Annotated in this window: 12 protein-coding genes and 1 rRNA gene; 9 read left to right on the forward strand and 4 right to left on the reverse strand. The window is 70.4% G+C overall.

Features of this window, described 5'->3' with window-relative positions:
• From rrf to ABZS71_RS29865, 9 genes are all read left to right on the forward strand, one after another.
• A 5S ribosomal RNA gene (gene rrf, locus ABZS71_RS29825) occupies positions 1 to 92 on the forward strand; the annotation flags it as partial.
• A 72-nt stretch (positions 93 to 164) separates the two neighbouring features.
• Entirely contained in the window at positions 165 to 821 is a 657-nt protein-coding gene (locus tag ABZS71_RS29830; protein WP_356215048.1) for an HAD family hydrolase, read from the forward strand.
• 25 nt (positions 822 to 846) lie between these two features.
• Complete coding sequence (locus ABZS71_RS29835; RefSeq protein WP_356215050.1) at positions 847 to 2,097, forward strand: MFS transporter; 1,251 nt, start codon at positions 847 to 849, stop codon at positions 2,095 to 2,097.
• Entirely contained in the window at positions 2,066 to 3,238 is a 1,173-nt protein-coding gene (locus tag ABZS71_RS29840; RefSeq protein WP_355858413.1) for an acetoin utilization protein AcuC, read from the forward strand. The genes ABZS71_RS29835 and ABZS71_RS29840 overlap by 32 nt, the downstream gene beginning before the upstream one ends.
• 102 nt (positions 3,239 to 3,340) lie before the next feature.
• On the forward strand, positions 3,341 to 4,156 hold the full coding sequence (locus tag ABZS71_RS29845; RefSeq protein WP_356215052.1) for a phosphatase: 816 nt from the start codon (positions 3,341 to 3,343) through the stop codon (positions 4,154 to 4,156).
• Between the two features lie 131 nt (positions 4,157 to 4,287).
• Positions 4,288 to 4,497, forward strand: coding sequence for a helix-turn-helix domain-containing protein (locus ABZS71_RS29850; protein WP_014053989.1), 210 nt, complete (start codon positions 4,288 to 4,290; stop codon positions 4,495 to 4,497).
• Between the two features lie 123 nt (positions 4,498 to 4,620).
• Positions 4,621 to 4,719, forward strand: a complete 99-nt coding sequence (locus ABZS71_RS29855) for an AURKAIP1/COX24 domain-containing protein (RefSeq protein ID WP_003948845.1) — start codon at positions 4,621 to 4,623, stop codon at positions 4,717 to 4,719.
• A 211-nt stretch (positions 4,720 to 4,930) separates the two neighbouring features.
• Complete coding sequence (locus tag ABZS71_RS29860; RefSeq protein ID WP_355858420.1) at positions 4,931 to 5,974, forward strand: NAD-dependent epimerase/dehydratase family protein; 1,044 nt, start codon at positions 4,931 to 4,933, stop codon at positions 5,972 to 5,974.
• Positions 5,975 to 5,988: 14 nt separating this feature from the next.
• Positions 5,989 to 7,032, forward strand: a complete 1,044-nt coding sequence (locus tag ABZS71_RS29865) for a lysophospholipid acyltransferase family protein (protein WP_355858423.1) — start codon at positions 5,989 to 5,991, stop codon at positions 7,030 to 7,032.
• Between the two features lie 72 nt (positions 7,033 to 7,104).
• On the opposite strand, the gene ABZS71_RS29870 is transcribed toward ABZS71_RS29865, so the two are convergent.
• The 4 genes from ABZS71_RS29870 to ABZS71_RS29885 all read right to left on the reverse strand — a co-directional run bounded on the left by ABZS71_RS29870 (position 7,105) and on the right by ABZS71_RS29885 (position 11,182).
• The gene (locus tag ABZS71_RS29870) at positions 7,105 to 8,337 is read right to left on the reverse strand and encodes a DUF5667 domain-containing protein (protein ID WP_356215054.1); all 1,233 of its coding nucleotides are present in this window, start codon (positions 8,335 to 8,337) and stop codon (positions 7,105 to 7,107) included.
• A gap of 203 nt (positions 8,338 to 8,540) precedes the next feature.
• Positions 8,541 to 9,347, reverse strand: a complete 807-nt coding sequence (locus ABZS71_RS29875) for an ECF subfamily RNA polymerase sigma factor, BldN family (protein ID WP_355858429.1) — start codon at positions 9,345 to 9,347, stop codon at positions 8,541 to 8,543.
• Between the two features lie 530 nt (positions 9,348 to 9,877).
• Complete coding sequence (locus ABZS71_RS29880) at positions 9,878 to 10,801, reverse strand: HAD-IB family hydrolase (RefSeq protein WP_356215056.1); 924 nt, start codon at positions 10,799 to 10,801, stop codon at positions 9,878 to 9,880.
• 102 nt (positions 10,802 to 10,903) lie between these two features.
• Positions 10,904 to 11,182, reverse strand: coding sequence for a glutaredoxin family protein (locus ABZS71_RS29885; protein ID WP_356215058.1), 279 nt, complete (start codon positions 11,180 to 11,182; stop codon positions 10,904 to 10,906).
• Positions 11,183 to 11,271: the final 89 nt, after the last annotated feature.

The raw sequence follows: 11,271 nt of genomic DNA on the forward strand, positions 1-11,271 counted from the left end.
CGCCCGGTTACATTCCGAACCCGGAAGCTAAGCCTTTCAGCGCCGATGGTACTGCAGGGGGGACCCTGTGGGAGAGTAGGACGCCGCCGAACAAATTTTATAGAAAGCCCGGTCGGGAGCTCAGCTCCCGACCGGGCTTTTTTTATTGCGGTTAGGCTGACGGCATGCGCTACGACCTGGTCGTCTTCGACAACGATGGAGTGCTCGTCGACAGCGAGCCCCTCTCCAATCGGCTGCTCGCCGCCTACCTCACGGAGTTGGGCTACCCCACCAGCTACGAGGACTCCATACGCGATTACATGGGATCCGCCATGCACCGCATCCATGACCTGGTTCACGAGCGCTCGGGGCAGCGGCTTCCGGCGGACTTCGACACGACCTTCCACGGCCGGGTCTTTGACGCCTTCCGCCGTGAGCTGGAGCCGGTCGTCGGCGTCTCGGCGGTCCTGGAGAAGCTGCGGGCGGACGATATCCCGTACTGCGTCGCCTCCTCCGGCAGCCATGAGCGGATCCGGGTCGCCCTGCGGAAGACCGGGCTGTACGACCGTTTCGGTGAGGACCGCATCTTCAGCTCCGAGGATGTGGGGCGCGGTAAGCCCGCCCCGGATCTGTTTCTTCACGCGGCCGCCCGGATGGGGGTGGAGCCGGGGCGCTGTGCGGTCGTCGAGGACAGCCCGCTCGGCGTCCAGGCCGCCGTGGCCGCGGAGATGGATGTGTACGGCTACACGGCCATGACGCCCGCCGTCAAACTCTCCGCGGCGCGGGCGCTCTTCGCGGACATGGCCGAGCTGCCGCAACTGCTCGCCTCTACCCACACGTAGTCGCGGGGCCGTACGCTCCTCGGCCATGACCGATACCCGCCCGGGCCCGCGGCTGCGGCACGGCCGGGCCTCGCTGGCCATCAGCTTCTTCGTCCAGGGCGCGATCTTCGCTCTGCTGGTGACACGGATACCCGCGCTGCAGGACCGGTACGGGATATCCGACGGCCTGCTGCCGCTCTTCCTCGCGGCCGTCCCCGTGCTCGCGGGCGTGGGCAGCGTCGGCACCGAGCATCTCGTCAAGCGGGTGCGGCCCGGGCTTGTCCTCCGCCTGGTCCAGCCCGTCGTCTCCGTCGCGCTGCTCGCGGCGGGGTCGGGCTCGACCGTGTGGCAGCTGGCCTTCGCGCTCGGCGTCTTCGGTCTGACGGTCGGGGCGCTCGACGCGTCGATGAACATGCTCGGGGTGAGCCTGCAACGCGCGTACGGGCGGAGCATCATGCTCGGCTTCCATGCCGCGTACAGCCTGGGCGGGATCACCGGCGCCTCGCTCTCCTGGGTGGGCGCGCACGGGAATCTGCCGCTGCCCGCGCTCTATGCCCCGCTGGTCGCGACCCTCGTGCCCGTCGCGTTCATAGCCGGCCGCTGGTACGCGGATCAGGGGGGCCAGGACACCCCGGCGGGCCGACAGAACCAGGAGAACCGGGAGAACCAGGAGAGTCAGGCGGGTGACGACAGTACTGCGGTGAGCATGAAGCTGCTGCTGCCGCTCTGCCTCGTCATGGCTTTCGCCTATATCGGCGACTCCACCGTCTCCAACTGGAGTGCCAAGTATCTGGAGGACGTGCTGCACAGCTCCGAGCAGCTGGCCACGGTCCCCTACAACGTCTATATGGTCACCACTCTCCTCGGCCGCGCCTTCGGCGACCTCGGGGTGCGGCGCTTCGGCGCGGTCACCGTGGTCCGGGCCGGAAGCCTCCTTGCCGCCGGCGGCTTCGCCGTCGTCGCGGCGGCGCCCGGTGCCTGGGTGGGGATGCTCGGGTTCACCCTGCTGGGGCTCGGGCTGTGTGTGCTGGTGCCGCAGACCTTCGCGGCGGCCGGCCGGCTCTTCCCCGGGGCGTCCGACGCCGCCATCGCACGCCTCAATATCTTCAACTATGTCGGCTTTCTGGTCGGCTCACCGCTCGTCGGTGCGCTGGGCGGGGCGTGGAGCTACCGCGGGGCGATGCTCGTGCCGATGACGTTGGTGCTCGCGACGCTGGTGTACGCGCGGTCGTTCACTCCTGTACCAACCCGATACGGTGACGGACATGAGCGGCCGAGCACAGTTGATGTGGGATGAGGAAGTAACCGGATACGACTTCGGCGCCGGGCATCCGATGGACCCGGTGCGGCTCGCGCTGACCATGCGGTTGGTGGAGGCGTACGGGCTGGATCGGGCGGTCGAGGTGGTGGCCGCCAAACCGGCCGGGGAGTCGACCCTGCGCCTGGTCCACCGGCAGGAGTACATCGAGGCGGTACGGCGGGCCTCGGCCGACCCGGAGGCGGCGGACGGTGCGTACGGCCTCGGGACCATGGACGATCCGGCCTTCGCGGGGATGCACGACGCGTCGGCCCTGATCGCCGGGCAGTCGGTCGGCGCGGCGGAGAGCGTCTGGCGCGGGGAGGCGCTGCACGCGGTGAACTTCGCGGGCGGGCTGCACCACGCCATGCCCGGCGGCGCGTCCGGGTTCTGCATTTACAACGACGCGGCGCTGGCTGTCGCCCGGCTGCTGGAGCTGGGGGCCGAGCGGGTCGCGTATGTGGATGTGGATGTCCACCACGGGGACGGCGTGCAGGCCGCCTTCTGGGACGATCCGCGGGTGCTGACCATCTCCCTGCACGAGCACCCCCGCACGCTCTTCCCGCAGACGGGCTGGCCCGAGGAGACGGGCGGGGAGGGCGCCGGGGGCTCGGCGGTCAATGTGGCGCTGCCGGCCGGGACCGGGGACGCCGGCTGGCTGCGGGCCTTTCACGCGGTGGTGCCGGAGCTGTTGGCCGCCTTCGGCCCCCAGGTGCTGGTGACACAGCACGGCGCGGACACCCATATCGAGGACCCGCTGGCCCACTTGGGGGTGACCGTGGACGCGCAGCGGGCGGTCGCGGAGAGCTGCCATCGGCTGGCGCACGAGCACGCGGACGGGCGCTGGGTCGCGCTCGGGGGCGGCGGCTACGCGGTGGTGGACGTGGTGCCGCGGGCCTGGACGCATTTGGTCGCGATCGCGGCGGGGCGGCCGGTGGCGGCGGAGACGGCGGTGCCGGAGGAGTGGCGGCACGAGGTGTACCGGCGGACCCGGCTGGAGGCGCCGCGGCGGATGACGGACGGGCGGGAGCCGCGCTGGCAGGAGTTCGCCGAGTCCGGGTACGACCCGGCGGACCCGCTGGACCAGGCGATCCTGGCGACGCGCCGGGCGGTGTTCCCCCAGCACGGGCTGCTTCCCTAGCGGTCCCTGGCGGCGGCTCGGGGACGAGGGCCGTTAGGCCAACCGTGGGGTCTCCCGCCGTTCCACGGCGGGCGGCGGCGGGGATCCGTCAGCATCGGTGACGTGTTGAGTACGGCCGCGCTGCGCGCGCATCTGCTGGCGGCGAGGCTCGCCGGGCCCGTGGCGACGAGCCGGGAGGAGAGCCTGCGCCGCTACCGGCTCTTCGCCGCCCGGGACCCCCGGGTGCTGCTCGGTCTGGAGCCCGAATACGACTGGTCTTTCATTGAATTACTTCGTCTGATGGGTAACAAATGTGGGGTTTCGGCCAATCCGGCCCACATCTCGGGTCAGGATGTGATCGATCCGGAGCTTACGATCGCCGCGCTGCACGCCTTCGCGGACCGGCTCCACGCCGCCGCCCGAGCGCGGCTCCCGGTGCTCATCGGCACCGGCCATCCCCATCGCCTCCTTGACTTCTACGCCTCGTTGGCGTCGGCGCTCTCGGCGGCCGGCTGCCGTGTCCTCAGCCCCGCGCAGGGTAGATGTATCGACATAACGACCCGGTTCGGCGTACGTATGTACCAGCTCGCCTACGTACGAGGAGTTGCGATGGTGCGGGAGCCCGGCGCTCGTCCCGGCGCGAGTGAGCCGGGTGCCCACAGCCACTCCCCGCTCCCGGTTCGGGTCGCGCTCGGCTGTGCCGCCGAGTCCGGCGGCCCCTTGCCGGGGTTGGTCATCGGGGACCACGGATGGGTCTGCGGAGCAGGTCAGCTGGGCTTTGAGGCCATCGGCCTGGGTGACACGGACGACCCCGCGCTGTTCGTCGGGGAGGCTGAGGGACAGGTGTCCGTCGCCGTTCCGCTTGATGACGCTGTGCGGTCTGGTTACTACCGGCCGCTTACTCGCTATGTACTCAATCGAGCGTGTCTGTCACAGTAGGCGTCCGATCGCTACTCCTCTTCCCCACTTGCATCACGCGCCCCTAATCTGGGGAGGAGCGCGCATGCGAGCAGGAGTCACCGGAGGGGAAGCCGGTGCCCGACATGTGCGGAAGGTTCAGGTGGTGTGTCATGGCTGCTGGCGAACGGCCTCTGAATGAGGTTCAGTTTCTGACCGTGGCGGAAGTCGCCTCGGTGATGCGAGTGTCCAAGATGACCGTGTACCGCTTGGTGCACAGCGGTCATCTGCCGGCGATCCGGGTGGGCAGGTCCTTCCGGGTGCCGGAGCAAGCGGTTCATGAATACCTCCGCGAGTCCTATGTGGGGGTGGAGTCCGCCTAGGCCCGATCCGGGTGATGCCCCTCGGATTACGTGGTTCGCTCGGTGCCGGGTAGGCTGGCCCGATGTAGGTCGTGTGGGCTCGGACGCCCCGCACCGAGTGATTCGAAGTGAGCGAGGGTTGTCGTGGGCTCTGTTATCAAGAAGCGGCGCAAGCGGATGGCGAAGAAGAAGCACCGCAAGCTGCTCAAGCGCACGCGCGTCCAGCGTCGCAACAAGAAGTAAGCAAGCGACGCTGTGTTCGTCCCGCAGCCCTTCCACCACCGGTGGAAGGGCTGCGGTGCGTGCGCGGCCCGGGCCCCGCTCCCGGCCACGCCCCTGGCCTCGGCTTAAAACGTCGCTCCGCGCGGCGAGTGGTCATTACAGCGCAACATCGAGCGGTTACGGTGTTCGCCACAGACCAGCTCGGACGAGGGTCGGAAGGAAGGCGCTGATCTTGGGAAAGGTCGTGCTCGTCACCGGAGTCGCTCGCCGGCTGGGAGGCCGTTTCGTCCGGCGGATACAGCGCGAGCCCGATGTCGACCGGGTGATCGGGGTGGACGCGGTGCCGCCCGAACATCACCTCGGCGGCGCCGACTTCGTCCGGGCCGACATCCGCCATCCCACGATCGGGAAGCTGCTCGCCGAATACGGCGTCGACACCGTCGTCCACATGGACATCAACGGCACCCCGCTCGGGGCGCGCGGCAATCGCGCCTCGATCAAGGAGACCAACGTCATCGGCACCATGCAGCTGCTCGGTGCCTGTCAGAAGGCGCCGTCGGTCCAGCGGCTCGTGGTCAAGTCCAGCACCAATGTGTACGGCTCCGCGCCCCGCGACCCCGCCGTCTTCAGCGAGACCACCCCGCCCAAGTCGCTGCCGAGCGGCGGCTTCGCGAAAGACACGGTCGAGGTCGAGGGCTATGTCCGCGGCTTCGCCCGGCGCCGCCCCGATGTCGCCGTGTGCGTGCTGCGCTTCGCCAACATCCTGGGGCCGTGCGCGGACTCGCCGCTCGCCGAGTACTTCGCGCTGCCCGTGCTGCCCACCGTCATCGGCTACGACCCGCGGCTCCAGTTCGTCCATGAGAAGGACGCCATCGAGGTGCTGCGGATCGCCGCCTCCGAGCCCCGCCGCGCCACGCTCAACAGCGGCACGTTCAATATCGCCGGAGACGGTGTGCTGCTGCTCTCCCAGGCCGCCCGGCGGCTCGGCCGCCCGACGCTGCCGCTGCTGCTGCCGACGCTCCGATGGGCCCGCACCGCCCTTCGGTCCCTCGGCATCACCGACTTCTCGCCCGAGCAGATCCGGCTGCTCACCCATGGCCGGGTCGTGGCCACCAACCAGATGCGAGAGACCCTGGGTTTTGAACCCGAGCACACCACCGCCGGCGCCTTCGCGGACTACGCGCACAGCCGGGGTCCCGGGCTGCTCCCGCCCGAGACTCTCGCCCGTAGCATCGACCGGCTCGCTGCGCTGTTGCCCGCCGGCGCCCAGAATTGAGGAGCGCAACCACCATGGCGGATGCCAAGGTCATTCCGTTCGGTGAGGAACCGCGGTCCCGGCGCACGAGCCCTCGCGCGGGGCGTGCCGGCCGGTCCCAAGGCTCGCTCAAACCCGTGCCGCAGCAGCGCGACGAGGAGCTGGAGCAGCGCCCCGGGACGGCCGCCGCGGCCGTCCCGCCCCTGCCGCCGGGCCCGCCCAAGCGCGCCCCGGGCGGCGGCGACTGGGAGCGCAAGCTCGCCCATGGGCTGAGCTTTCTGCGCCGTCGGATCACCGGGGACTACGAGGTCGACGACTTCGGCTACGACCGCGATCTGACCGACCAGGTCCTGATGTCGCTGCTGCGCCCGATGTACGACAAGTACTTCAGGGTCGAGGTGAAGGGCATCGAGAACATCCCGGACAGCGGCGGGGCGCTCGTCGTCGCCAACCACTCCGGGGTGCTGCCGCTGGACGGGCTGATGCTCCAGGTCGCGGTGCACGACAACCATCCGGCCCACCGCCATCTGCGGCTGCTCGCCGCCGATCTGGTGTTCATGCTGCCGGTCGTCAACGAGCTGGCGCGTAAGGCGGGCCACACCCTGGCCTGTGCCGAGGACGCCCAGCTGCTGCTGGAGCGCGGCGAGGTGGTCGGGGTGATGCCGGAAGGCTTCAAGGGGATCGGAAAGCCGTTCTCGGAGCGGTACAAGCTGCAGCGCTTCGGGCGGGGCGGCTTCGTCTCGACGGCGCTGCGCGCCGGGGTGCCGATCGTGCCGTGCTCGATCGTGGGTGCCGAGGAGATCTACCCGATGGTCGGGAACGCGAAGACCCTCGCCCGGCTGCTCGGCATTCCGTACTTCCCGATCACGCCGACCTTCCCGCTGCTCGGGCCGCTGGGCGCGGTGCCGCTGCCGACGAAGTGGACGATCCAGTTCGGCGAGCCGATCCCGACCGACGGCCATCCGCCGGAGGCTGCGGACGACCCGATGCTGATGTTCAACCTGACGGACCAGGTACGAGAAACGATCCAGCACACCCTCTACAAGCTGCTGGTGCAGCGGCGCTCGGTGTTCTTCTGAGGGGTGTTTTCCTGACCCGGGGTCTTCTGAGGGGTGGTGGTGTGCGGTACGGCACACCACCACCCCTCGTGCTTACCTCGTGTCGTCCCCGTCAAGGCTGAGGCCCGGCAGCAGATCCGGCAGCAGCGGCGGGATGGTGATGTCCGGCTGGGACGGCTTGCCGCCCGTGTCGCCCTTGCCCGTGGACGGGCTCGGGCCCGCGGTGCCGATCGGCGGGTCCAGCAGACCGCCCGCCCCGCCGACCAGGCCGCCCTGGTCCTCGGCGCCCGCCGAGGACGACGGGTGCGGCCGGGGTGCGGTGTCGCCGCCCGTGTGGCCGCCGCTCGGGGTGGCCGAGGAGGTCGCCGGGCGGCCGTCCGGGCCCACCGCGCCGGGGCGCTCGGGGGCCTCGCCGCTCTGGCGGCCGGTCTGGCCCCGCTGGTCCTTTGTGGTCGGCAGCAGCGGCTCCAGCGGGCCGACTTCCTGGTCTATGGCGGCGAAGACGGAACTCACCTCGTCCCCGACGTCCATGAGCTGGACCGGCAGTCGGCCGCGCAACTGGCTCCAGCCCTCGCGATGCGCCTGGGCGAAGGACGACAGCTCCCGCATCGGGCCGAGCGAGCCGTCCCGCTCGTACACCTGATGCAGCAGCCGGTGGCCCTCCGAGGCGTCATGGCGCATACCGGCCAGCGCCCGGCGGATCTCGCCCAGCGAGTCATGGTCCAGCTCGCCCGCGCGCGCCCGCTCCATGAGGCGGCGCGCCTCGCTCATCCGGGTCGACGCCTGGTCCAGATAGATCCGGCCGCGGGCGGAGTCGCCGTCGGCCATCTCGAGCTTGAGATCCTCCATGCCGCGCTTGAACCCGTAGAGGGTGTCGCCCGGCAGGGCGTCCGTACTGGCCGCGGCGGCACCGCCGAACGCGCCCGCCGCGACGCCGACCGTGAGCCCCCCGGCCGCGAGCCCCTTGGACCAGCGGGAACGGGGGCGCTGTCTGCCCACCGGGGGCTTGGCCCGGTGGGCGCCGCCGGGGCGGCGGCGCTGCTCGGGCACGCGGGGCGTGCCCTCGGCGAAGGCCGCTTCCATGGCGGCGATCAGCTGCGCCCGCTGTGTGATCCTGACCTCAGGATCCAATGTCGGTGCCGGCAGCTCGCCGAGGCCGCTCGCCAGAGCCATCAGCCGTCTCTGCTCGGCGCTGTGCGCCGATGAGCCGGGCTGTTGGTGCGGCGTCTCGTCCCGGGGGGCCTGGCGCTTGTCCAGGGCCTCCAGGGCCTCCAGGGCCTTGGCGAAGGCGTTCGCCCGCCGGTGTGCCGATACGTTGGCGATCACAGGCGGCACCTCCTCTCGTCGTGACGGTCGACTCCCCAGGACACCCGAAGGTTCCGTGCCATGCGCGTGTCCACCCGATCGAGTGAGTGGGTACGGGCAGGGTACGTCCACAAGGCGCCTGCATCCCCCACAACGAGCGGCGCAGCACCCGGGTTACGCCCTCCCGAGGAGCGGACGGACCGTGGTGGAAGCACCACCGACGGTCAGCGGGCGTCGTCCGGCAGGAGCCGTGCCAGGGTGCGGACGGCCCGGTACTGAAGGGTCTTGATCGCGCCCTCGTTCTTCCCCATGACCCGGGCGGTCTCGGCGACCGAGAGGCCTTGGAGGAAGCGGAGCGTCACACACTCCTGCTGCTGCGGGTTGAGTTTTCGTACCGCTTGCAGCAGCGCCGCGTTGGAGAGCGATTCCAGGACGGAGTCCTCGGGGCTGCGCTCGACCTCGTTGGCGTCGAGCATCTCGCCGGTGGTGACCTCCAGCCGGAAGCGGCTGGACTTGAAGTGGTCGGCGACGAGGTTGCGGGCGATCGTCACCAGCCAGGCGCCGAAGTCCCGGCCCTGCCAGGTGAAGGTGCCGATGCGGCGCAGGGCGCGCAGGAACGTCTCACTGGTGAGGTCCTCGGCCGTGGCCTTCCCGCCCACGCGGTAGTAGATATAGCGGTAGACCGTGTCGGCGTACTGGTCGTAGAGCCGGCCGAAGGCCTCGGCCTCGCCCGACTGGGCGCGCTCGACGAGATCCATCATGCGGCGGCTGTCGCTGTCGGCGCTGGGCCGGCGGGTGGTGGAGGTGCCGCCGCGGGAGCGTCTGCCCACCGCCGCTCCGCCGTCGGCCAGGGCATAGCAGGAATGGGCCTGGCCGGACCGGTCGACCGGACCGGTGGCAGGGCTGACGGGCACGGGCGTGGCGAGGGCGGGGACGGCATACGCGGTGGGGACAAAGCCGCGCAGACAGTCGAGGACCGTTGCGCGCAGCGTAGCCAGGCCCGAGGCGTCAACCCCGACGTGTGGGTACACGGGACTCCCAGAGGCAGAGCTTCCATCACGTGCAGTACGGGACCGTTCACTCGCCGTAGGGACGCGTGGGTACCGGTTTGCGTCTAAGGAGAATAACGCTTCGTATAGGCAGCACTACACCCAGTTGCTCAAATCATCGTTTCCGTCTGCTCTGTTATGGATTGATGACGCAACAAGTATCGAATGCAGTACGGGAATTGACCGAATGCTCTCGCCGTTTGTGCGATTGTGTGGCGTGTTGTGACAAACCGGCGGTAAGGGGACTGGCGGGGGCGCTGCGGGGTAGGAAGCCCGGAATGACCGAAACGGTACGGTCGCTGTCCGTTGGTGACGCTCTGCATCCATGGGTACGCCGTCACGGAGCGCGATCATCGGTCAGGTGCGACCGTGCTCGGTCACGGTCGTGCGGACACGAGCGGACACGAGCGGACACGATCAGTGGCGCCGGTAACACCGCGTAACGGACCGTGAGGGGACGGTGCGGGGGCGGCGCCGGGGCGTGCGGCCGTGCGGCGGTGGAGCGGAGGGCGTCAGCGGCGCCGGCGGTGCAGCGCCACGGCCGCCGCCGTACCGCCCGCCACCGCGCCCACCCCGGCCGCCGCCGGGATGCCGATCCGGGCCGCCTTGCGGCCCGTGCGGTAGTCGCGCAGCCGCCAGCCGCGCTCGCGCGCGTGTTTGCGCAGCCGTCCGTCCGGGTTCACGGCGTACGGATGGCCGACGATCGACAGCATCGGGATGTCGTTGGAGGAGTCGCTGTACGCCGCGCAGCGGGCCAGGTCCAGCTCCTCCGCGCCCGCCAGCGCCCGTACGGCCTCCGCCTTAGCCGGGCCGTGCAGCGGCTCGCCGACCAGCTTGCCCGTATAGATGCCGCCGACGGACTCGGCCACGGTTCCCAGCGCCCCGGTCAGCCCGAGCCGCCGGGCGATGATCGTCGCGGTCTCGACCGGGGCCGCGGTCACCAGCCAGACCCGCTGTCCGGCGTCGAGGTGGGCCTGGGCGAGGGCGCGGGTGCCGGGCCAGATGCGGTCGGCCATGTACTCGTCGTAGATCTCCTCGCCGATCGACATCAGCTCGGCGACCCGGTGGCCCTTGACGATAGACAGCGCGCTGCTGCGCACGTCCTCCATGTGAGCCGGGTCCTCGACGCCGGCCATCCGGAACCAGGTCTGCTGCCAGGCGAAGCGGGCGAGCTCGCGCTTGCGGAAGAAGTGCCGCTTGTAGAGGCCGCGACCGAAGTGGAAGAGCGCGGCGCCCTGCATGATCGTGTTGTCCAGGTCGAAGAAGGCGGCGGCCCGCTCGTCCCCGATGACGGGGAACTCCGGCTCGGCGGCGGGCGGCGGCGGGGCGGTCTCGGCCGACGACTTGCGCGCCGCCTCGGCCGATGCCTCTCCAGCGAGCACACTCCGCTTCGTGACGGGTCGTCGACGGCGGGTGAACCATCCCAGTGCGGCCATGAAGTGAGCATAGCCAGCGCTCGGGCGCATCCCGTTACGACCGGGTGTCCGGACGATTCAGGTTACGCGAAAGGGGGGCTGTTCAGGGCCTCGGCGGCGGGGTCAGCCGCCCAGCGCGGCGCGCAGCCGCCGCGGGTCCACCCGCCAGAAGTCGTGCTGTGCGCCGTCGACGAGGATCACCGGGATCTGCTCCCAGTACTTACGGTGGAGCTCCTCGTCCTGGGTGATGTCCTTCTTCTCCCAGGGGGTGCCCAGCTCCTCGCAGACCTCCTTGATCACGGCCTCGGCGTCCTCGCAGAGGTGGCAGCCGGGCTTGCCGATCAGCGTGACCGTGCGCTCGGCGGGGTTCTTGCGGGGGGTGCGGCGCAGCAGCGGACTCATGTCCGCCATTGTGCCCCGGCGCCGCTGTGCCCCGGCGCCGCTGTGCCCCGGCGCCGCTGTGCCCCGGCGCCGCTGTGCCCCGGCGCCGT

The organism is Streptomyces sp. NPDC005393, from assembly GCF_040606675.1.
Lineage (GTDB): Bacteria > Actinomycetota > Actinomycetes > Streptomycetales > Streptomycetaceae > Streptomyces.